20 protein-coding genes and 1 pseudogene are annotated in these 22,944 nt (G+C 52.0%); 17 read left to right on the top strand and 4 right to left on the bottom strand.

Annotation, left to right across the window (positions count from 1 at the left end; genetic code table 11):
* The first annotated feature begins 22 nt into the window (after positions 1-22).
* From KJS42_RS02360 to KJS42_RS02320, 9 genes and pseudogenes are all read left to right on the top strand, one after another.
* A complete protein-coding gene (locus tag KJS42_RS02360; protein WP_213621850.1) occupies positions 23-904 on the top strand; it encodes an SDR family oxidoreductase in 882 nt (293 codons plus the stop codon).
* A gap of 168 nt (positions 905-1,072) precedes the next feature.
* Positions 1,073-1,213 (top strand): annotated as a pseudogene (locus KJS42_RS02355) (IS256 family transposase); the annotation flags it as partial.
* A gap of 613 nt (positions 1,214-1,826) precedes the next feature.
* Positions 1,827-2,735 carry an ABC transporter permease gene (locus KJS42_RS02350; RefSeq protein ID WP_155605112.1) on the top strand — a complete coding sequence of 303 codons (909 nt, stop codon included), beginning with the start codon at positions 1,827-1,829 and terminating at the stop codon, positions 2,733-2,735.
* Positions 2,736-2,766: 31 nt separating this feature from the next.
* Positions 2,767-3,687: a carbohydrate ABC transporter permease gene (locus KJS42_RS02345; RefSeq protein WP_213621849.1), complete on the top strand. Its 921-nt coding sequence runs from the start codon at positions 2,767-2,769 to the stop codon at positions 3,685-3,687.
* 57 nt (positions 3,688-3,744) lie between these two features.
* Positions 3,745-5,454, top strand: a complete 1,710-nt coding sequence (locus tag KJS42_RS02340; protein ID WP_244868356.1) for an extracellular solute-binding protein — start codon at positions 3,745-3,747, stop codon at positions 5,452-5,454.
* 34 nt (positions 5,455-5,488) lie between these two features.
* Positions 5,489-6,472, top strand: coding sequence for a Gfo/Idh/MocA family protein (locus KJS42_RS02335; protein WP_155605115.1), 984 nt, complete (start codon positions 5,489-5,491; stop codon positions 6,470-6,472).
* A gap of 28 nt (positions 6,473-6,500) precedes the next feature.
* Positions 6,501-7,583, top strand: coding sequence for a Gfo/Idh/MocA family protein (locus KJS42_RS02330; protein WP_213621848.1), 1,083 nt, complete (start codon positions 6,501-6,503; stop codon positions 7,581-7,583).
* Positions 7,584-7,755: 172 nt separating this feature from the next.
* A complete protein-coding gene (locus KJS42_RS02325) occupies positions 7,756-8,403 on the top strand; it encodes a GntR family transcriptional regulator (protein ID WP_155605117.1) in 648 nt (215 codons plus the stop codon).
* Positions 8,404-8,450: 47 nt separating this feature from the next.
* Complete coding sequence (locus KJS42_RS02320) at positions 8,451-9,620, top strand: helix-turn-helix domain-containing protein (RefSeq protein WP_213621847.1); 1,170 nt, start codon at positions 8,451-8,453, stop codon at positions 9,618-9,620.
* Between the two features lie 46 nt (positions 9,621-9,666).
* Here the strand turns inward: KJS42_RS02320 and KJS42_RS02315 are convergent, their stop codons facing one another.
* Positions 9,667-10,572 (bottom strand): RraA family protein, encoded by a 906-nt coding sequence (locus KJS42_RS02315; protein WP_155605119.1) that lies wholly within the window; start codon positions 10,570-10,572, stop codon positions 9,667-9,669.
* A gap of 264 nt (positions 10,573-10,836) precedes the next feature.
* Here KJS42_RS02315 and KJS42_RS02310 point away from each other — a divergent pair, with 264 nt between their 5' ends.
* The 4 genes from KJS42_RS02310 to KJS42_RS02295 all read left to right on the top strand — a co-directional run bounded on the left by KJS42_RS02310 (position 10,837) and on the right by KJS42_RS02295 (position 15,044).
* Complete coding sequence (locus KJS42_RS02310; protein WP_155605120.1) at positions 10,837-11,793, top strand: carbohydrate ABC transporter permease; 957 nt, start codon at positions 10,837-10,839, stop codon at positions 11,791-11,793.
* Positions 11,790-12,617: a carbohydrate ABC transporter permease gene (locus KJS42_RS02305; protein ID WP_155605121.1), complete on the top strand. Its 828-nt coding sequence runs from the start codon at positions 11,790-11,792 to the stop codon at positions 12,615-12,617. Before KJS42_RS02310 ends, KJS42_RS02305 begins: the two co-directional genes overlap by 4 nt.
* A gap of 62 nt (positions 12,618-12,679) precedes the next feature.
* A complete protein-coding gene (locus KJS42_RS02300) occupies positions 12,680-14,035 on the top strand; it encodes an ABC transporter substrate-binding protein (RefSeq protein WP_155605122.1) in 1,356 nt (451 codons plus the stop codon).
* Between the two features lie 25 nt (positions 14,036-14,060).
* Complete coding sequence (locus KJS42_RS02295; RefSeq protein ID WP_213621846.1) at positions 14,061-15,044, top strand: mannonate dehydratase; 984 nt, start codon at positions 14,061-14,063, stop codon at positions 15,042-15,044.
* 79 nt (positions 15,045-15,123) lie between these two features.
* On the opposite strand, the gene KJS42_RS02290 is transcribed toward KJS42_RS02295, so the two are convergent.
* From KJS42_RS02290 to KJS42_RS02280, 3 genes are read right to left on the bottom strand one after another with little or no spacing between them, the layout of a single operon-like run.
* The gene (locus tag KJS42_RS02290; RefSeq protein WP_213621845.1) at positions 15,124-16,512 is read right to left on the bottom strand and encodes a mandelate racemase/muconate lactonizing enzyme family protein; all 1,389 of its coding nucleotides are present in this window, start codon (positions 16,510-16,512) and stop codon (positions 15,124-15,126) included.
* A gap of 37 nt (positions 16,513-16,549) precedes the next feature.
* On the bottom strand, positions 16,550-17,326 hold the full coding sequence (locus KJS42_RS02285) for an SDR family NAD(P)-dependent oxidoreductase (RefSeq protein WP_213621844.1): 777 nt from the start codon (positions 17,324-17,326) through the stop codon (positions 16,550-16,552).
* Complete coding sequence (locus KJS42_RS02280; RefSeq protein WP_213621843.1) at positions 17,323-18,120, bottom strand: SDR family NAD(P)-dependent oxidoreductase; 798 nt, start codon at positions 18,118-18,120, stop codon at positions 17,323-17,325. The genes KJS42_RS02285 and KJS42_RS02280 overlap by 4 nt, the downstream gene beginning before the upstream one ends.
* A gap of 172 nt (positions 18,121-18,292) precedes the next feature.
* Between KJS42_RS02280 and KJS42_RS02275 the strand changes: the two genes are divergently transcribed.
* The 4 genes from KJS42_RS02275 to KJS42_RS02260 all read left to right on the top strand — a co-directional run bounded on the left by KJS42_RS02275 (position 18,293) and on the right by KJS42_RS02260 (position 22,875).
* Entirely contained in the window at positions 18,293-19,153 is an 861-nt protein-coding gene (locus KJS42_RS02275; RefSeq protein WP_213621842.1) for an RCC1 domain-containing protein, read from the top strand.
* Positions 19,154-19,241: 88 nt separating this feature from the next.
* Complete coding sequence (locus tag KJS42_RS02270; protein WP_213621841.1) at positions 19,242-20,507, top strand: alkaline phosphatase; 1,266 nt, start codon at positions 19,242-19,244, stop codon at positions 20,505-20,507.
* Between the two features lie 167 nt (positions 20,508-20,674).
* Positions 20,675-21,457: an alpha/beta hydrolase gene (locus tag KJS42_RS02265; protein ID WP_244868355.1), complete on the top strand. Its 783-nt coding sequence runs from the start codon at positions 20,675-20,677 to the stop codon at positions 21,455-21,457.
* Entirely contained in the window at positions 21,454-22,875 is a 1,422-nt protein-coding gene (locus tag KJS42_RS02260; RefSeq protein ID WP_213621839.1) for a family 43 glycosylhydrolase, read from the top strand. Before KJS42_RS02265 ends, KJS42_RS02260 begins: the two co-directional genes overlap by 4 nt.
* Positions 22,876-22,944 lie beyond the last annotated feature (69 nt).

The raw sequence follows: 22,944 nt of genomic DNA, 5'->3' as shown, positions 1-22,944 counted from the left end.
AAAGTTCAAAGGAGTTACTAATATGGGTAAAATACTTATTACTGGAGCAACGGGTAATCTTGGCAGCAGGACGCTAAACCTTCTTCTTAAAAAGGTTCCGGCAAATCAGGTTGCTGTATTGGTACGTGATCCGCAATCCGTAAAAATCGAAAGGTTTGTTAAAGAAGGTGTGGAGGCCCATCAGGGCGACTATTTTGATTATAACTCCCTTCTGCGGGCTTTTAATGGTGTTGACAAAGTGATGCTTATCTCCGCGCAAGCATTTACCGACCGCAATACGCAACATTTCAATGTCATCGCAGCTGCAAAGCAGGCTGGTGTTAAACAAGTGATCTACACGTCGATCATTCGAAAAGAAAATTCAAATCTTATTTTGCCCGAAGTAACGATGTCAGACTTATTTGCTGAACAAACGCTTAGAGCATCCGGACTAGACTATACCATTCTGCGGAATCCACCGTACCTTGAAACCTTGCATATGTATTTCGGAGATGCGCTTAAAGCCGGCGTGCGAGTACCAGAGGGTTCCGGCAAAGTTGCCGCTGCATCTCTGGATGATCTGGCGGCAGCTAACGTAGCCGTTCTCACCCAACACGGGCACGAAAATAAGACGTACACTCTAGGTGGCAGCGAGGGAAGCTCTTTTACAGACATCGCTGAAGCCCTCTCGGAGATTAGTGGGATGAATATCCCTTATGAGGCAGTTAGCGAAAAAGAATATATAGACTCTATGGTAACAAATGGCTTGCCTGTTTTCATGACTGATTTTTTATTAGGCTGGGTGCGAGGAGTCAACACTGGAGAATTTTCGGAGACATCCGGGGATCTTGAACGTCTGATTGGCCGAAAACCAATGACATATAAGGAATTCTTTAAATATCAGTTTTCTAAAGTTGAAGATTGAAAGCTGGATATGTTTTAGACTAAATTTGAAAAAGAAACAGCGACAGCCAAGGACTAGAAAATTGACTGTCGCTATTTTATTGAGCTAACGTTTCCCGGAGTCTGTAAAATAAATTGTGTAAACTCCTAAGCAGAAAGGTTGGGAGAACACATGGGACAGCACACGAGAGATGAAGCGCTGTTGAAAATGTTGTACCTGGCCACGATGGATGTTACCCGCAAATGGACAGGCCGAGTCCAGAACTGGGGCCAGATGCTGCTTCAGCTCTCCGTCTTTTTTCCGGAACGGGTGGGTAATCATTTGCGTTAAGCCGCAAAATCCCCCTCGGGGGATTTCCTTATCATGAGTTTACACAAAAATCTTGACAGACCCATTTTCCTGGCTCTTTTTATGCAGGTTTATGCAATGTATGCATTTTGGTAAAATACCGGCTGTATAATCATGAATGGCATGCATACATTGGGAAATTGTTTGCAGTAGGAGTTTGCAGTTTCTAAGAGCCAAAACTCATGCTACAGAATAGAATCGGAATGAAAACAAGGATTTCTACCCATTCTTTTTGCACCTTTTATGATCCATCATAGAGAAGATATGAAGAGGAGCCTAAGCAAACAATGCTTAGGCTCCTCTTTTGTGCCTCGTTAGACTCTTAGTGTACATATTAAATATACACATTATAGTTTTCCGTTGTTGGAGGGTCTTTAGTACCAAATTTCCGTAATAATTCGCGTGTTAGGTTTCGTCTTACAAAGAATGATGGAATTTTTCCTATAGTATATTGAATATATTTGTTTATATCGAATATTTATAATCAACTAAATGAAACCGCTTGCAAGAGAGGGGTGGGAACACTAGGCTACCGGTTTATGGATTGGCAGTTCTATAGAATCGACCTGATGATGATCTAGGAGGTGATCGGAGCATGGTACCCAATAGATTAAGGAAAGTATGGTATTTCAGGCATATCTATTTGTTTTTGCTTCCCGCTATCATCTGGTTTCTGGTTTTTGCTTACTATCCGATGTACGGCATTTTGATAGCGTTCAAAGATTTCAAATACAACCTGGGCATATTGGGGAGTCCGTGGGCAGGCTTTAAGTATTTCGAACAGTTCTTACACGATTCCAGTTTCTACGAAGTCCTCCGCAATACGTTGTCCATTAGTGCCCTGAAACTTGTATTTGGATTTCCAGCTCCATTGATCTTGGCTTTGATGTTAAATGCCGTTATGCACGAAAAAATCAAAAGAGTGTTTCAAACGATTTCCTATTTGCCGCACTTCGTTTCGTGGGTTGTCGTCGTGACTTTACTCCAAAAAATTCTGTCTCCGAACGTAGGGCTGATCAATGACATTCGCTATCAAATGGGTTTGGATCCGATCTTTTTTATGGGGAAGCCGGAGTTATTCTATCCTTTGGTTCTCATTTCCGACGTTTGGAAAGGGGTAGGATGGGGCTCCATCATCTATTTAGCCGCGTTAACGAATATCGACCCGCACTTGTATGAAGCTGCAGAAATCGACGGGGCGGGAAGATGGAGTAAATTATTCAAAATTACGCTGCCTTGCCTAACGCCGACGATCGCGATCCTGCTGATCTTTTCCCTCAGCGGAATCCTGAACGCGGGCTTTGACCAAATTTGGCTGATGCAAACTCCAGCTACCTTAGGCGTTTCCGAGATATTGGACACGTATGTGTTGAAAACAGGACTCCAACAAGGGCAACTCGCTTATTCCACGGCAATCGGCTTATTTAAATCCGCGATCTCGTTACTGCTTATTGTGGCTGTCAATCATATTTCAAGACGTGTGAGCGAGGTATCGCTATGGTAAGGGGCTTCGAGGAGCATAAGGAGGTGTGTGCATGGGTGCGAAAAGGCTGACGCCGGCGGATCGAATATATATGCTGCTTAATTATTCGGTGTTGTTAATCTTTTGCGCCACGGCGTTATATCCCTTTATTTATTTCTTAGCCCTTTCATTCAATGACGGCTACGATGCGATGAAGGGCGGAATCTATTTTTTTCCTAGAGTGTTCACCTTAGAGAACTATGCAAAGGCGTTTACCAACCCGCTTATCTTAAATTCGTTTTACGTTTCGGTTACTCGAACCCTGGTGGTCACGATCGGATCTGTATTTTTGACGGCTTTGTTAGCCTATGCGCTTTCGCGGAAAGGCTTGCCGGGAAGAAAAGTTATCGTGTTCTTCTTTTTCTTTACCACCTTGTTCAGCGGGGGACTGATCCCGACCTTTATCCTGTTCCGGCAGTTACACATTCTGAACACGTTTTGGGTACTGGTTCTGCCCTCCCTGTATAGCTTCTTTAATGCGATTATCATGAAAACCTTCTTCGATGGGATTCCTGAAGCCTTATCGGAATCAGCCCGAATCGACGGGGCCAGCGAGTTATCGGTGTTCGCCCGAATCGTTTTGCCTCTTTCGATGCCGGTACTTGCTACTATAGCCTTGTTTGTCGGGGTGGGCGTGTGGAATGACTGGTTCACCGGACAATTTTTTATCCAGAACGAGAAATTACAGCCTGCAGCGACGTTCCTGAACAAAATGATCAGTGAAGCGTCTTTCCAATCGATGACGTCATCGTCGGGAAATAGCGGATCTGCGATTCAAAATATGACCGAATCTCAGATGGAGCTGCGCGGCGTCACTCCGGAAGCGTTGAGGATGACTTTCGTCATTATCATTACGACACCGATCATTTGCGTGTATCCGTTTCTGCAGAAGTATTTTGTGAAAGGCGTATTGGTAGGTTCCCTTAAAGAGTAGGTGATATAAGAGGCCAAGCCTTTTATATAAAAATGTTCAATGAGAGGGGAGTGTAGTATGAGAAAGAACAAGTTGAGGGGTGTCCTTGGCATTCCGCTGATCGCTTTGCTTCTATTTGCAACCTTGACGGCTTGTACGGGATCAGGCGGGAAGGAGGAAGCGGGAACGGGGAACACGGGTCCGAGTGAGCCAGGTACTGTGAAGGAATCGGGCACGGAGGAAATAAAGCCGGTCACCTTAACTTTCCTTAGTGCTTGGAACGGGGGCGGAGCCGGTTTCCCGCAGGATCAGGAGAATAACCCCGTAGCTAGTCAAATCCGGGATAAAACCGGAGTGACCTTAAAACTGGAGTCCATCACGACAAGCGAGGTCGAAAAGCTGAATACCATCTTTGCCTCCGGTACGGTTCCGGATATTGTGAACGCCCCCTTCTGGTCGACCACAGGGGGAGAAGGGCAAGTCATCAAGAAGGCCGCGATGGAAGGGCAACTTCTGGATCTCACTCCTTATCTGGATAAGTACCCGAATGTGAAACGACTTGTGACCACCGGGATAGCGAAGGATTTCAACGAGTTCGATCTCAACAGCCCGGATTTTGAAGGGAAAACCTATCTCATCCCTACGGAAACCCCGGACGGAACCCCAGAGAGCATTCATAACTGGAATTACGGCCTTTTTGCTCGGGGAGATATTCTCAAGGCGTTAAATGTGAAAGCGGAAGATATTGATACGCAAGAGGAACTTTATGATTTATTGATCAAGATCAGAGACGGCGGGTTCAAGGATATTGCCGGAAAGCCGGTGATCCCTGCCGGAACGATGTGGAATGGATGGGATTATGGCCAATTCCTTGCGGGTTGGACGGATTACAACATTTCGGACTACCGTGAGGTTGACGGAAAGCTGATCCACTGGACGCAAACCAAGGATCATGAAGATAGACTGCTATATATGAGGAAGTTATTAACGGAAGGTTTGTTTGATCTCGAAGCTTTCAGCAATACGAGCACAACCGCAAACGAGAAGCTGACTACGGGCAAGCTCGCCGTATTCGGAGCTCAACCGATGTTGCCTGATTTATCCAAAACGCTGTATAAGACGAATCCGGATATGCAATATGAGCTGCTGGGACCCATGAAGAATAAGAGCGGACAAATTCGGACGCAAGTGGAAAAACCCGGCCGTTCCGGTTTCCCGGTCCTTTTCTTAAGCGCGAACATCAAAGATCCCGATGCGGCCTTACGGTACATTGATTATGTCAACAGCGAGGAAGGCCGGTTGCTATCGTACTTCGGGATTGAAGGAACGCACTACACACTGGAGAATGGGATTCCTCAATGGATTCCGGATGTGAAGAAACAATTCGATGAGAATCCGGATTTGAAGAGAGATGCCGGGCTCAATTACCTTCCGGGAAGATTCATTGGTGCCTTCTCCGATACCGTCACTTGGCCTACGCCAGAGGATCAAAAAACGCAGTGGCAAAAGCTGGAGGAGAGCTTTTCGGCCAAATTGCCGATCAAAATCATCGACAAGGTCAGTGCCAGTTATCTTGCGAGAGAGTGGCCTAATTATCAGGAATTCATCGATAAAACCAGCAGCTTGAATTTTGATGAGGAATTTAAGAAGGCATTGTTTGCCGCGTCTGATGAAGAAGCTTTAAAAATGCTTCATGAGGTGCAAGACAAGTTTAAAGCTGCCGGTGTGGATGAGATGGCGGAGTTTGTGGCTCAAAAGGCGGCAGAACGAGATGATGTAGGGTTCTAACTCGACTCATCCTCAAGACGAAGGAGGACACGATATGTTGAACGTTGCAATGTTAAGTAAATGGCATGTGCATGCGGAGGATTACGCCAGAAAGCTGCAATCCCATGGGAAGGTGAAGATCACGGCCGTCTGGGATGAAGAACCCGAACGCGGAAGGGAATGGGCAACCCAATTGGGTGCGGATTTTGAGGCGGATTTGGATACTCTTCTCGGGCGCGAAGACATCGATGGCGTCGTGGTGGATGCCCCTACAAGTATGCATGCGGACGTCATGGTCGCTGCGGCTCAGGCCGGTAAACATATTTTTACCGAAAAAGCGATGGCGCTTACCACGGAGGAATGCGATCGGATTTCGGCAGCGGTGCGCCAAGCCGGCGTCAAGTTCGGCATTTCATTTCCTGCTCGCACGAGACCGCACGAGTTGTTCGCGAAGCAGCTGATCGATGACCGAATCTTAGGAGACGTTACGCTTCTGCGCATACGTAACGGCCACGACGGGGCTTTGAACAATTGGCTCCCGGAGTACTGGTACGATAAGAAGCAAGCCGGGGGCGGGGCCATGATGGACTTAGGTTGTCATCCGATGTACCTCGCCAGTTGGTATTTGGGGAAGCCCAAACGAATCAACTCCATGTTCCATTATTTCACGAATCGTGCCGTGGAAGATAATGCGCAATGCTCTATCGAGTTCGCCAATAACGCGGTCGCCCTGGTCGAAACCAGCCTGGTTACGTTCCGAACGCCTTCTGCGCTTGAAATTTACGGTACCGAGGGCACTTTGATCATCTCGGATCATACCGTGAAAGTCACTTCGAAGAAGCTCGATCTACCCTTTGGCGGATGGATTTCACCTCAACAACTCCCAGCAGAGCAACCGCTTCCGATCCTCCAGTGGGTGGATGCCGTGCTTGACGATAAGCCAATGCCCTTCGGACTGGAAGAGGGGACGAAATTGACGGAGCTCTTGGAAGCAGCCTACATTGCCCATCAGGAAAACCGAACGGTAGAGTTCAAATGATTCAAATGACACAAGGGAGGGAAATTCGATGCGAACGGTCAAAATAGGAATCATCGGCTGCGGATTGATAGCGAATGACAAACATATGCCGAGTTTAGCGAAGTTGGAGAACGTGCAGATGGTGGCCTTCTGCGATTTGATCCCGGAAAGAGCCGAGCAAGCGGCGAAAAAATACGGTACGCCGGAAGCCAAGGTGTTCACGGATTACAAGGATCTGCTAGCGATCGAAGAGATCGAAGTCGTCCATGTGCTAACCCCGAACCGTTCTCACGCCTCGATATCCATCGATGCGCTCGAAAGCGGCAAGCATGTCATGTGCGAGAAGCCGATGGCCGTCACCGGTGCGGAGGCGAAAGCGATGTACGAGACCCACTTGCGAACAGGCAAGAAGCTAACCGTCGGGTACCAGAGCCGGTCCAGCGCCAAAAGCCAACTGTTAAAAAAGATGATCGTAGGTGGGGAACTGGGTGAGATCTATTTCGCCAAAGCTGTCGCTACCCGAAGAAGAGGCGTACCGACCTGGGGTGTGTTTTTGGATAAAGAGAAGCAGGGCGGCGGTCCCATGATCGATATCGGAACCCATTCCCTCGACCTCATCCTGTGGTTGATGGATAACTATGAACCGGAAAGCGTCGTCGGCAGCGTCTTCCATAAACTGAAGGATACCGAAAATGCCGCAAACGAATGGGGATCTTGGGATCCTAATGAATTCGAGGTCGAAGATTCTGCGTTCGGATATGTGAAATTCAAGAATGGGGCTACCGTCATTATTGAAACTAGCTGGGCCCTGAACATTGCGGACGGCGGTGGCAATCTGCTCTGCGGAACGAAGGGGGGCGCGGATTTCAACCACAATAAATTGCGGATAAACGGCGAGCGGGACGGAAGCTTGTTCTTGAATCAGCTTGATGTGGATCCGAATGCAAGGGAACTTTTCCGTGGGGAGAAGATGTCCGATTTCGAGTATGAAGCCAAACAATGGATTCACAGCATCGTGAACGACATCGAACCCTTGGTTAAACCGAGGGAAGCGATGATTGTTTCTCAGATCCTGGAGGCGGTCTATCAATCCGCCGAGACGGGGAAGATTGTCTATTTTGATCAGGAGTAAGAATGTGAAATAAAGAATGTCCCATTCGGTCCGCGAAGCGAAAGCTTCGCGGATCTTTTTGCTAACGAATTATTGATTTCCGGTATCAGATGCGCGGGTGCCCTCATACAATAGAAAAAAATGGATTATCGATAATCGATAATCGATTATCGCGAATGGAGACGAAACAAGGATGCCAAGCAATGATATCGTCCCGCTGGTGAATTCCATTAGCGAGCAAATCTATTTAGCGCTCAAACGAAAAATACTCACGGGCGAGCTTTGCCCGGGAACCCGGCTCATCGTGCTGGATATCGCGGGACATTTCCAGGTTAGCCAGGCGCCTGTACGGGAAGCGCTGGAGCGGATGAAGCAGGAAGGATTGATCAACGGCATTCGAAATAAAGGGTCGGTCGTATCCAACATTACATCCAAGGAGATTCGGGATCTTTTTGTCCTCCGCGAAATCATAGAGGGGTTCGCTGTTCGCGCGTCTATGCCAACGCTGACAGAGGCGGATTACGCCGCGCTTGAGAGGATCATTCAAAGGATGGAGGAAGCGGTCGAGCAGAGCGACACGCTAAGCATTTTGGAAATGGATATGGACTTTCACGGTTTTTTCTACAAGCGCTGCGATAATCAAGCCATCCTGGAGCTATGGAACCATATGCGGACGAAGGTAATGCGCTTTATGGCCATCTCCAATCGGCATTCGACGACGGAAATGCTGGCCGATTGGCACCGGATGCTGATTGACGCCCTCCGGACGGGGGACGGCGACGTTGCGGAGGAAGCGTTTATTGAGCACATGCATGCGTACAAAATTATTCATCTCGATTAAGGCCAGGATCTCAGTTGTCATTCTCTATCCAAAGGGGGAAATGGAGTATGCTGAATGAACGTCTATTGTTGGACCACCAGGCGATCACGTCATGGATGAAAGACCGCCTTCTGCGATATCTTGTATCCGGGCCGGCAGATGCGAAGGCGGATTTAAAGGAGAGCTTGGCTAAGCTTCAATTAAATCCTTACTATACTTTCCCTACGATTGCACTGCTGGAGCCAACTGCCTCCGCTGATCATGAACACGACAAGCTGTCTTATCTGGAGAGCATGCGAGAAAGCCTTCAGCAGCGGATGCCGGCAAACGGTATCGCCTTTCTTGACGGGGACGGACGGATCGGGCTGCTGTTCTCGTGGGTGTCCAAGGAGGTGCTTGAACGGCTGCGGGCTGTACTTCGGGAGCAATTCGCTCATCCCGTGAATATCGGCGTTGGGAAGCCTTGCAGCCATTTGGGCGATATCCACTTATCCTATCGGCAGGCTTCATGGGCGTTACAGAACAAGTTCTACAGCGGAACCGGCCAAATAATCCATTTCGGCGAGCTTCGCCATCTGGAGTCGATAGACCGTTACCCGGTAGAAAGGGAAAAACAGTTGGTTGAGAGTTTCCGCTCAGCGGCTTCGGAACAGGAAATCTTAGAGGCGGTAGAGTCGTTTTATTCTGCGGTACTGGAGCAGGGGCTGGTCGACGTTAAAAGCATGTATGAGCTGACGATCCGACTGCTGGTCGGTGTGGAAAGAAGGGTCCTTGCCGATGAAGAAAATGTAGGCGCTTACAGACCGTTTGAAGCGACATCGCTTGTAAGGTTAAGCACGCTGGAAGAGCTGAAGCACTACGTCTGCCTTTTTCTAACCGGGATGTGGAAGGTCGTCTCGCCTGGCCAGAAAGAGAACCATCGCAGCATCATTAAGAGGACGATCCTCTACATGGAGCAGGATTGCCAATGCGCATCGCTGCAGAGCGTTGCTCAGAAAGTGTATATGACACCAACCTATTTGAGCATGCTCTTCAGGACGAATACTGGCAAGACGTTTATTGAGCATTTGACCGATATTCGGATCGACAAGGCGAAGGAACTGCTTCGGACGACCCATTTGAAAAATTATGAAGTCGCTGAGAAAGTCGGTTACCAGGATCCCCGTTACTTCAGCCAAATCTTTAAGAAGAAGGTTGGGGTATCGCCGAGCGAGTATCGGGAGTCGATTTGCAAATAAAACAGGAAGCGGCGCAGCGTCCGCTTCCTGTTTCTTGGTTCTGCCCTTATAAACGTACGTCGGAACGGTGTCCGTCCTGCTCGTTCCGGCGCGCCTCCTCAAGCTCCTTCTCCCAGGATAAATGGCGGTATTCGGCAGCCGCCTCGTCGTTCTGGAACCACTGGATGAAGTCTTCCCACAGCGCGGTGGGCCAGGATGCGTCGATCTGCGCGGTGGAATAGACACCTTCCTTTAACCGAATGAAGCCAAACACGTCGCGGACCTGTGATTTCTCCGCCTGCTCCGCTGTCAGCTCGGCAAGATGGGGAGGGATGAAAATCACACCCGCCGGGGTTCCGAGAACCACATCGCCAGGAAGGCAAATCGCCTTGCCAATCCGGGTCGGCACGTTCATCCCCACCATCGTGACATCGCCGATGGCCGTCGGGTCGCTACCGCGGTAGTATACGTTAATGTTCTTGATCTCGGATACTTGCTGATTGTCGCGGATGCCGCCCCAGATCACGGCGCCGCCCCGCTTTGTTCGGGTCGATATGGCCGTAGACAGGTTTCCGCCCACATAGGTGCCGAGATGGATCTTGTCGAACATATCGACGACAACGACGTCATCCTCGACTAGGGAGTCGATGACCCACTGGTTGAAGAAGCCCCTTCGCCCTTCCTGCTCATGCCCGTAATTCAGCAGCGTCTCGTGCAGATCGGGCCGCTTGGGCACCATAACGGCCGTTACGGCCCGTCCCACCATCACCTGATCGGGATGGACGATCTTAAAGTCGCCTTCGAACTGAAACGTATAGCCACGGTGCCATAGTGGCCCCCATGCTTCCTCCAATGTAATTTTTCGTATTCTTCGCAGGACATCTTCCGGCACCTTAGGTCGCCCGTTCTCGAACCGTTCGCCCTTCCACAGCGGAGTCAATTGAATGAGATCTTCCGGGTTATCGAATTTCATTGAAGCGCCTCCTCTTTGTTCAACATGACTCTATTGTTAGGGAGGGCCGCCGTTTTGTCGATGCGACTTTCTTAAGGCATTTCCCGCCCCATCATAATTTTTTCCACCGCTGTCGTCGGCGCTTCCCGTGGGACCCAGGGATTCTAAAAAATCAAACAATATCATAATTTCGTCACCTTTAATCGTGAAACCGCCTTCGAATACAGTAGTACTACTACAACATTTATCACAAGGTGTATCGCAAGAGGGGAGGAATCGAAAAGGATGGCTGCACAAACCAATACGATTAACGAAGCTGGAAAAGCTGGACGCGCCGTCCGAAAGCGCGCGAAGACCGGTGCAAACCATCTAGCCGGTTATATTTTTATTTCCCCGTGGCTCATCGGCTTTCTATTGCTGACGTTATGGCCGATCGCCCAATCGTTGTACCTGTCTTTCACCGATTATTCGCTCCTGGAGGATCCGGTTTGGACGGGAACGAGCAATTACGTCAACATTTTCACGAATGATTCAACCTTTACGAAATCTCTCACCGTAACCTTCACGTTCGTCCTATTCTCCGTGCCGCTCAAGCTGCTTTTTTCGCTTCTCGTCGCTATGGCGCTCAATCAGAAATTGAAAGGGATGAATCTGTATCGAACGGCCATTTATTTCCCTTCGCTGATTGGCGGAAGCATTGCGGTTGCGGCTTTATGGCGCAATATGTTCGGACTAGACGGCTACATCAATCAGGTGCTCGCCTGGTTTGGCATCCAGGGCATGGGGTGGATCACCAATCCGGACACTTCGCTCGGAACCCTCATTCTGCTGAATACTTGGCAGTTCGGCTCGACGATGGTCATTTTCCTGGCCGGACTCAAACAGATCCCTCAGGAGTTATATGAATCTGCGGCAGTGGACGGCGCAAACAAGTTCCGCCGATTCTTCAGCATCACGCTGCCGATGTTGTCTCCTGTCATGTTCTTTAACTTAATTCTCGGCGTGATCGGCTCCTTCCAAACCTTCACCTCCGCTTTCATCATCACCAAAGGAGGACCGGTCAATTCCACGTACGTGTACGCCTTGTTCTTGTACGAAAAGGCGTTCAAGCATTACCAGATGGGGTATGCCTCGGCACTTGCCTGGATCTTGCTTGCGATCGTGGGTCTGCTGACCGTCATTAACTTTGCCGCATCTCGCTATTGGGTGTTCTACGAATCGGAAGGGGGAGGGGCGAAATGAAGCTTAGGTCTAAGTTGACGAATCATCTGCTTCTGACTTTATTCTCCCTCCTCATGCTTTATCCGGTGATCTGGTGGGTTGGCGCTTCGCTGAAGAAGACGGAGGAGCTGAGCTTGCCGACGCTCTGGCCGAAAACGCCGTTATGGGAGAACTACAGCAACGGGTGGCAGTACTCCAGCGATTATACATTTGCCCATTTCTTCGGCAATACGCTTCTGATGGAGGTTGGGAACGTATTTGGCGGTGTGTTGACTGCCGCGGTCGTAGCCTATGGCTTCGGCCGACTGAACTTCAAACTGCGGGGCTTCTGGTTCTCGGTCCTTCTGCTGACGATGATGCTGCCCGGCCAAGTTACGGTCGTTCCGCAGTATATCCTGTTTAACTCCTTTGGCTTCGTGGACAGCTACGTGCCGCTTGTTCTGCCGCATTTCTTCGGCGGAGGCGCGTTCTTCATCTTCCTTCTCGTCCAGTTCATTCGAGGCATCCCTCGCGATTTGGACATGGCGGCCAAGATCGATGGCGCTTCCGTATATGGCATCTTCGTATGGATCATCTTCCCGCTCATCAAGCCGGCACTCGTGACGGTTGCGATCTTCACCTTCATCTGGAGCTGGGATGATTTCTTCTCGCAGGTGCTGTACCTTAGCTCGGTTGATAAATTTACGGTTGGCCTGGCGCTCCGGGGATTCATCGACCAGTTCGAGATTCAGTGGGGGCAGTTGCTCGCGATGTCGCTGTTGTCCGTCTTTCCTTCCGCACTGATCTTCCTGTTCGCACAGAAGCATTTCGTGGAAGGGATCGCAACGACGGGGCTGAAAGGTTGATTTTGGCGTTACCCATTGAAGTCAAGTGCTTGATTAAGAGAAATGGAAAGGGGAAATCGACAATGAGCAAATCGAGATGGATGAGTGCAGCCGCACTCCTGCTGGCCCTGTTTCTTGTAATGACGGCTTGCGGCGGCGGAGGCGGAGGCAATGCCGGAGGAAATGCAGGTGGAAATTCCGGTGGGAATTCTGGAGGAAACGGCGGCGGGAGCGGTGGAAATGGAGACTCCGGCGGAGAGAAGACCCTCAGCATCATGTGGTGGGGGACGGACGCACGCCACGAAGCGACGCAGAAAGCCTTGGATCTTTATACGCAGCAAAACCCCGGCGTTAAATTCAAACCCGAGCATATGGCATGGGACGCTTATTGGCAGAAGCTGCCGACGTTAGCGGCGTCGAAAACGATGACGGATGTCTTGCAGATGGATGCGGCTTACTTGCAAGAATACGTAAGTCGGGGACAGCTGGAGGACCTGTCGGATATCGACCTGACCGGAATCGTCGATCCTGGCGTCATCGAGAACCTGAAGATCGACGGCAAGCTGTACGGCATCCCGCTGAGCCAGAATGCGCAGGGAACCGCCTTCAACAAGGCGGATCTCGAGCAATATGGCATCCCTTTACCGCATAAAGATTGGACCTATGACGAGTACTTCCAATGGGCGAAGGACGCCCGCGCCAAGCTGCCGGAGGGCAAATACCCGATCGGCGACACGACAACCTGGGATTTCTACAACTATTACCAGACGGCGATGGGGAAACCGCCGATCATGTCTGACGGCGGGAAGACGTTTACGCTCGACAAGGACCTGTTCATGAAGTTCTATCAAACCTACGAACAATTCCGCAAGGATAAAATCGTTCCTCCGGCGGAGCAGTCTGCCGCCTTCCTCGAGAACGATCCGCAGGCCGACCCGATGGCAAGCGGGGTCGTGATGACGAGGGGCGCAACAACCGGCTCGGTCAGCGCGCTCGAGCAGCTCATGCCGGGCAAGGTGGGCGTCGTGAATATGCCGACCGGCCCTGCGGGCGGAGGCTGGGCGCAATCGACGATCTTCCTTAGCGTCAGCACCAATTCGAAGAACAAGGAAGAAGCCAAGAAATTCGTCAAATGGTTTATTACCGATGAAGCCGCAGGGGATGCGCTTGGTTTGACCCGCGGGATTCCGATCAATCCGGATATCTACAAGAAGCTGGAACCGAATCTGGAGGCGAAGGATAAGCTCGGTAAAGAAATTTATGATCTGTCCGTTGACAAGGCGTTGCCGTTCTATTCGCCGGCACCGGGATTTACGGAATGGGTGGATGCCTATAAGAAGGAGATGGACGCGGTGACGTTCGGTCAGCAGTCCATTGAAGAAGCTTTCAACAAAATCGATAAGCTCGGTAAGGAGCTGGCCGCCAAGGCAGGCAACTAAACGATAGAAAGAGGCGGATAACGACATGCAGCTTGCGGAATTTCTTCCATCCCAGCCAAGCCGGCTGTGGCATTTGGCAAAACAGATGAACGTCAATTACGCGGTCAGCGGGCTGCCGTGGGAAGAGAAAACGGAGAAACCTTGGGATTTGATGCCGCTGATCCGAATGAAGCAGCGTTATGCCGACTTTGGTCTAACGTTGTCCGTGATCGAATCGATGCCGCCAAGCAACAAGATTAAGCTGGGAGCGCCCGGCCGTGATGAGGAAATCGAGATTTTTCAGCAATTCCTGGTCAATATGGGGGCCGCCGGCATTCCCGTGCTCTGCTATAACTTTATGGCTCAATTCAACTGGTTCCGCACCTCAACGACAACCCGGACACGCGGGGGAGCGCTCGTCTCCAGCTACGATCACAGCCTGATGGCGGAAGTGCCGCCCACGGAAGCCGGAATTGTGACGGAGGAACAACTGTGGGAGAACCTCCATTATTTCCTGGAAAAAATCGTTCCCGTCGCGGAATCCGCCCGGGTGAAGCTTGCGCTTCATCCGGACGATCCGCCGATTACGCCGATCCGCGGCGTCTCGCGGATCTTGCGGAACGCATCGGCGCTGCAGCGGGCCATCGATCTGGTGCCGAGCGCTTATAGCGGCATCACGTTGTGCCAGGGGACCCTGGCGACAGCCGGTGAGGATATCCCGGGAGTCATTCGGCATTTCGCTGACCAGCAGAAGCTATTCTTCGTCCACTTCCGTGACGTGAAGGGCACGCCGGAAAAATTCGAGGAGACGTTCCATGACGATGGCCAGACGGATATGCTCGAAGCGATGAAGACGTATTACGAGGTTGGCTTTAGCGGCCCGGCCCGGCCGGACCACGTGCCGACGATGGAAGGAGAAGACAATGAGAACCCGGGGTATGAGCTGCTTGGCCGTTTGTTTGGCGTAGGATATATTACCGGCTTAATGGAGGCGGCGGCCAAGATGAACCGCGCTTCCGCCACCCTGTAAGAGGAATGAAATGGATCGTCTTGATCGGCTTGCGCCGTCAGGACGATCCTTTTATTGTGAAAGAAAAAGCAGAGGAGCCTCAGCTCCACTGCCGGTCGTTAGAATAATGATGATTCCATTGATCCGTTGACTCCCAGAGGCCGCCGATTTCGGGATGAAGATGCTCAGCCAATACTTCGTCGTTCAGATCGTCGATCCCGAGTCCGGGAGCGTCCGTCAAGGTGATGAAGCCGTTCTGGACCAGCTTATCCGGGAGTCGACTGCCGATGATGATGTCGTCCCACCAATCCACTTCGCAGGAATGGTATTCGAGCGCTAGGAAGTTCTCCGTCGCCGCGGCGACGTGAGCGGCGGCCAGACAGGCGATGGGGCTCTCCGCCATATGGATCGCCATCGCGACGCCGTAATCCTGCGCCATGTCCCCGATTTTTTTCGTCTCGAGGATGCCTCCGGTCGTCAGCACGTCCGGATGGATGACAGACACCCCGCCGGCTTCGAGGAGAGGCTTGAAGTTCTCCTTCAAATAAATGTCTTCCCCCGTACAGATCGGTGTCGTCACGGCGCGAGAGAGACGGGCATATTGATCCGTATACTGCCACGGAATCATATCCTCCATCCAGGCCAGATTGAACTTGTCGATACGTTTGCCTAGCTTGATGCAGTCCTCAAGTCCGATATGGCCGAAGTGATCGATGGCGAGCGGCACTTCGCTGCCGATAACCGACCGGACGTCCGCGACATATTGCTCCAGCATGTCGAGGCCTTTTTCCGTCACATGAATGCCGGTGAAGGGATGAGGGATGTTGTAAATATCGTAGTGACGGTTCTTGATTTCACGAAGCTCCTGTTCGGTGAGATTACCTTTGTCGCGGCTGTAGCGGTGTTTCGCGATCTCCCGCATCTCTTCCAGGAAACCAAGCGGCGCGCTAAGCGTCCCCGGTTCGTTGATGAGCTGGCCGATGCCAAGATCCATCTTGAGGAAGGTGAAGCCGGCTTCCATCCGCTTCTTGAGCGCTTCGCCCATCGCTTTGCCGGTGTCCTTGCCGACAACATCCGTGTCGCAATACATGCGAACCCGATCGCGGAACTTGCCGCCGAGCATCTGGTAGATCGGCACGCCATACGCTTTGCCGGCCAGATCCCAGAGCGCAAGCTCGATTCCGCTGACGCCGCCGCCTTGACGCGCATGCCCGCCAAACTGCTTGATCCGGCGGAACAGCTTGTCGATATTGCACGGGTTCTCTCCGAGTAGCCGGCTCTTCAGCATGAGGGCGTAGGCCTTGTCTGCGCCGTCGCGGACTTCCCCGAAACCGACCAACCCTTGATTCGTGAATACCTTGATCAAGCTGCTGTGAAACGGACCGCCGACGATATCCGTGAAGCGGATATCGGTGATACGCAGCTCCGAAGGGCTGGAGGAAGTACGAACATGGGCCAGCGTTTGTTCGTACGTTTCTTTGTTTACCATGAAATCACTCCTAATCGGTTGGTGTGCTGCAGCCTCGTTACAGCAGCATGCTTCCGCCGTCAAGCCGGATAGCGGAGCCTGTCATGTACTCGCTTTCGTCCGAGGCGATAAAGCAGGCGAGCTGAGCGACATCAAGCGGGAGTCCCACGCGCCCCAGCGGGAATTTCTCCAACTGGTGCTTGCGCCGCGCCTCCCGTTTCTTCTCTGCATCCGGATCGTCCGGTGAGATGAGGTTGTATTTGCCCACATCGACGGCTCCCGGCTCGATCGTGTTCACCGTAATGCCGTACGGTGCCAGCTCGATCGCGCTTTCCCGCCCGAGCATGCGGATCGCGCCTTTGGTCATGGCATAAATCGGATCGAAATCCGTCGGCCGCTTGGCATGTACCGAGGAGATCAGGATGATTCGGCCGGTTCCCTTCCGCTTCATGCCGGGAATAACGGCTTGGATACACTGCCAGTAGCCCTTTACGTTCGTATCGAACATGAGGTCGAACGTTTCGCCATCCTGTTTGAAAAGGTCGTAGTTCAGTTGTACAGCGGCATTGTTGACCAGAATATCGATATCGCCAGCGCGGGTTTCGATGTGGCGAACCATCGCGGCGATCTCCTTCTGGTTCGAGACATCCGCCCGGACAATGAAGCTGCTTCCTCCCGCTCCGTCAATTCGTCTCTTCGTCTCGAGAACGCCGGCCTCGCTCCGGTTATAGTGGAGTGCCATTCTTGCTCCTCTGTTTGCCATCTCGATGGCGATGCCCTGGCCGATGCCGGTACCGGCTCCTGTTACGAGTGCGACCTTGCCCGATAGACTCATGGCGAATCACCGCTCCTTGGCCGTTTCATTTTGTGATCCATATAATGCAGGAGGAACCCTCCGTCCAGCCGGATATCCGCGCCGTTTACGTATCCCGCCTCCCTTGAAGCCAAGAAGTGGGCGACGTTTGCGATATCCTCCGCAGTGCCTAGCCGAGCGCTCGGAACTTTGAGTTCGTAACTGCGGTAGAGCGTCGTCAGCGAGCTGCGGAACCGTTCACCGTCGCCTTCGATCAGACCGGCCTCAATCGTATTCACGCGGATGCCGTGCCGCCCGAGCTCCAGGGCCGCTTCTTTGGCCAGCATCTTGACGGCGCCCTTGGATGCGCTGTAGACGAAGGAGGAGCCGGTCGGCTTCTCGGCATGAATGGACGAGACGAAGATAATGCTGCCCGACTCCCGTACCGCCATGGCCTTTCCGGCCGCTTGCGCGCATAAAAAGGCCGACTTTGCGTTGGTGTTCATTACCTTGCGAAACGATGCTTCGGAGCCGTCTTCGACGGAAATAGAGACGAGCCGATCGTTATTATGGATCAGGACGGTAAGCGCACCGAGCTCCCGCTCGGCCAGCAGAACAAGTTCACTTGCGTTCGCGCCGGCGCTCAGGTCGACATTCTTCACGATCACTTTGGATCCAGACGCTTTAGCCATGTCGATCTCGGCGGCAATTAGCGTGCCATCAGACAAACTGTTCAACAGGAAATAGGCGCCATCCTCGGCGAAGCGGCGGATCATGGCCTTGCCTGTGGGATGGTCGGCGTCCGTAATCAGAACGACTTGCGCAGGTTGATTCATACATCACCCCCGGGGTACCCGATTTGTAGGGCAGGTAGCTATGTCACACTCTCATCATAAGTTTCGGCTGCCCTCGGGTTCGAGACGTTAATCTTATGATTTTGTTTGATTTCTTTCAGAAGCTTTTCGTATGATGAATTCAATCGGAATCCATGACACAAGGAGGTAAGACATGGACCCTACATTATATAAAGCAACCCTGGCGGCAGGCCCACGGCATTCCGTCGGTCTTCGCTCGGACGGCACGGTTATCGCTGTCGGCGATCCTAAACATGGACAATGCAAGGTTGAGGACTGGCGTAATATCGTGGCGGTGGCGGCAGGGAATGTACATATGGCGACGAACACGGGGAATTCGCATACCGTTGGGCTTAAAGCGGACGGTACGGTGGTGGCGGTAGGTTGGAACCAGCATCACCAGTGCGAGGTGAGCGGTTGGAGCGAGATCGTGGCGGTCACCGCGGGATGGCGCCGGACCCTCGGCCTTCAATCAGATGGTACGGTGGTGGCTGTGGGGAGGAATGCGGAAGGGCAATGCGAAGTAAGCGACTGGAAGGGAATCGTAGCGATAACCGCAGGGGATTGGCATACCGCCGGACTTCGATCTGACGGTACGGTGATAATGGCGGGAAATAATCGTTATGGCCAATGTAATGTAAGCAACTGGCGTGAGATCGTGGCGGTTGCGGCGGGGTATCTTCATACCGTCGGTCTTCAATCGGATGGCACCGTGGTGGCTGTGGGGTTGAACAAACATCATCAATGCGAAGTGGAAGCATGGCGCGATATTGTGGCAGTTGCCGCTGGCAGCTACCATACCCTCGGACTTCAAGCAGACGGTACCGTAGTGGCGGCGGGATCGAATCAACATGGCCAAGGTGAGGTGAGCAGCTGGCAAGATATTGTGGCGGTAGCTGCGGGTTGTGCTCATACCCTTGGCTTAAAGTCGGACGGAACGGTGGTCGCTACCGGGGATAACAGATACGGCCAATGCGAATTAAGTGGCTGGCGCAGTGTGCAGCTTTCCATTTAACATTATTTTACACACGCCATACATCTCCTTAATATATGGTATTTATCATAGAGTACGAAACTCAAAACATTTAGGAGGTTCGTACTTTATGAAACTTGCAAAAAGCTTGCGTTTAAGAACAGCGTTTGTGGTGACTGCTGCGGCAGCGGTAGCGGTGACCGGCATTCTGACCGCACAGACCCCGAGTCCGGCAGTGGCAGCCTCCTCAAAGACGAAGAACGTGATCCTGTTCGTGGGGGACGGAATGGGGAATGCAGCACGCAACGCCATTCGATTGGCTACGGTAGGAGAGAAAGGCAAACTGGCAATGGACGACATGCCTTATGCCGGTCTGGTACATACGAGCTCGACGTCGGCCGTAACCGACTCGGCAGCTTCCGCTACGGCGTATGCCAGCGGGGTAAAAACGTATAATGGCGCAATCGGAATGGATGCCAACAAGAAACCGGTCAAAACGATTATGGAATACGCGAAACAAGCGGGATTGTCCACGGGAGTCGTTACGACGAGCCAGGTGACGGACGCGACCGGAGCGGCTTTTGGTGCCCATGTGGAGAATCGTTCTGCGCAAAGCGATATCGCGCTCCAACTTTTGACGAAGAGCAAAGTGGATGTGCTGTTGGGCGGTGGCGAGGATTTCTGGTTCCCGGCCGGTAACCCGGGCGCGTTCCAAGACGAGCCGGCAGAGGATCCTTCCGAGAAGAGTAAGGGGACCCAAGGCAACCTGGTCGACAAAGCCAAACAAATGGGTTACACCTACGTCAGCAATAAAGCGGATCTGCAAAAAGCAAAAAGCGGCAAGCTTCTCGGTTTGTTCGCGAATGAAGAGATGTTCCAGCAAAGAGAAGAAGGGGACGGCGATATTTATAACCCGGTCGTTTCTCTTCCGGATATGACTAAGAAAGCGATCGACACGTTGTCCCAAAACAAAAAGGGTTTCTTCCTCATGGTTGAGGAGGAAGCAACCGATGAGATGGCGCATGAGAACAACGCCGCATTGACCATTAAAGCCGGTCAACAGCTGGATAAAGCCGTGCAAGTCGCCAAGGATTTCGCCAAGAAAAACCCGGATACGCTCGTATTGGTCCTGGCCGACCATGAAACCGGCGGCCTTTCGATCGAGTCGGTTGATACGGAGGATGAATCCGGAGATGCGATCTCCAAGGAAGACGGACCGTTTGCGATCGCGGGTTCCAAGGAGCAATTCATTGTTGACTGGACGACGTCCGGCCATACGGCGGTCGATATTCCGGTTACGGCGATGGGCAAGAACGCGAATCTGTTCACCGGAGCCTTCGAAAATACGGAAATCTTCACGAAGATGATGAAAGCACTAGGCTTTACCGCAAAATAAGCACGTTGTTCTATGCCAAAGAGGCGATCATTCAGTTGGGCAACTAACTGGATCGATCGCTTCTTTTGTTTAAAGAAATACGGATGAGTTCTTTATTTTCAGCCTAGCGAGCGTTTTTTTGGAAGCGCTATAATTCAATTATCTAAATGACGGAGAGGATGAAGATCATGGATCGGCAAGTTTCGGAAGCATCCAGCCATTTGCACCACGGAAGCATCGAGGTCGTGGAATATCGCTCCACAACCGTAGGAACCCAGCGCAAAACAAGGATATATACCCCTCCCGGATTTTCCCGGAATCAAACGTATCCGGTACTCTATTTATTACATGGCATTGGCGGAGATGAACACGAGTGGTTTGAGCATGGCGAGCCGCATCTCATTTTGGATCGGCTTTATGCGGATGGGAAGCTCGCACCCATGATTGTGGTCATGCCCAATGGCCGCGCTATGCCGGAAGATCGGGCCGAGGGCGACCTTTTTGCCCCTGAGAAGCTTGAGGCGTTCGAGCGTTTCGAATGGGACTTACTCCATGACCTGATCCCTTTTGTAGAAGCTACCTATCCGGTCAGTACCGGGCGGGAGAGCCGCGCCATCGCCGGCTTGTCCATGGGAGGCGGGCAGTCCTTAAACATCGGATTAAGCCATTTGGATCAATTCGCCTGGATCGGCGCATTTTCCCCGGCCCCCAATACGAAGACTCCCGAGCAGCTCGCCCCGAATCCGCAGGAGGCGGCGACGCGAATGAGTCTGTTATGGCTCTCTTGCGGTGATGAGGATAATTTGAAATACGTCAGCGACCGGACACATGCTTACTTCGCTGAGCAGGGGGTCCCCCACATTTGGGTGGAGGAGCAGGGAGGCCACGACTGGCCTGTATGGAGAAACGGCCTTAGCGAGTTTTCTCAGTGGATTTTCAGAAATGAACCGGGAGAGGGGAGCCGCCGATGAAAAAGCAAGGATTCAATCCATTTCTGCCGTCTTGGGAGTATGTTCCTGACGGGGAGCCGCATGTCTGGGGCGATAGGGTTTACGTATACGGGTCACATGACCGGTTTAACGGCCATGTATTTTGCTTAAACGACTATGTGTGCTGGTCGGCTCCGGTAGAGGATTTGGGGGACTGGCGATACGAAGGCGTCATCTACAAGAAAACCGATGACCCGCTGAATCCGGACGGCAGGATGTGTCTCTATGCCCCGGACGTTACCGTCGGACCGGATGGGCGGTATTATCTGTATTATGTGCTCGACAAGGTTCCGATCGTTTCTGTCGCCGTCTGCGAGACTCCGGCTGGGGAGTTTGAATTCTACGGGTACGTTCAGTATGCCGACGGCACGCGTTTGGGAGAAAAAGCCGGCGACGAACCTCAGTTTGACCCCGGGGTGTTGACGGAGGGCGAGCGGACTTACTTATATACCGGATTCTGTGCGGCCGGAGATCGATCCAGACACGGCGCGATGGTTACGGTGCTGGGCCCGGATATGCTCACGATCGTGGAGGAACCGGTTTTTGTCGCGCCAAGCGAGCCTTATAGCAAGGGGAGCGGGTTTGAAGGACATGCGTTTTTTGAAGCTCCTTCGATCCGTAAGAAAGACGATACTTATTACTTGATCTACTCCTCGATCGTCATGCATGAGTTGTGTTACGCAACCAGTCCATTTCCGACTCATGGCTTCGTCTATCAAGGAGTCCTCATCAGCAACAACGATCTTCATATCGATTCCTACAAACCGGCGGACAAGCCGATGTACTACGGCGGAAATAATCATGGCAGCATCGAACGAATCAATGGGAAATGGTATGTCTTCTATCACCGGCATACCAACGGTACAGCGTTCTGCCGGCAGGGCTGCATCGAGCGGATTCACTTCCGCGAGGACGGAACGATCGCTCAAGCCGAGATGACCTCCAGCGGCCCGAATGGCGGTCCGCTTGTAGGGCACGGGGAATATCCCGCCTATCTGGCTTGCCATCTGTTTTGCAAAGACGAGGCGACGTATACCGGCGGCTTCGGCTCCGGAGCCTGGATGGACAGCCGGTTTCCCAAAATCACTCAAGACGGGAAAGACGGAGACGAGGAGATCGGATATATCGCTAACATGACGGATTCTGCCACGGCCGGGTTCAAGTATTTCGATTGTCATGGCATCAAAAAAGTTAAGATCAAAGTACGCGGGTATTGCCAAGGTGCTTTCGAGATCCAAACGGCATGGGAGGGGCCGGCGCTCGGAACTATCCCGGTTGACTTCACGAACGTCTGGACGGAATACACCGCAGACATTGCCATTCCGGACGGCATACAGGCCTTATATTTCAAGTATACCGGGAACGGATGCGCGGACTTGGCTTCGTTTGCCTTGGAATAAGCGCGTTCTGTCTATTCGACGGTTTCGGAAGGGTCACACAATTTCGGGCTTGGTCACACAATTTCGGAA

The sequence above is a fragment of the Paenibacillus sp. J53TS2 genome (genome assembly GCF_018403305.1).
Classification (GTDB): Bacteria; Bacillota; Bacilli; order Paenibacillales; family Paenibacillaceae; genus Fontibacillus; species Fontibacillus rhizolycopersici.
The sequence above is the reverse complement of the archived record's forward strand: the minus strand, read 5'-3'. Positions and strand labels throughout refer to the sequence as shown.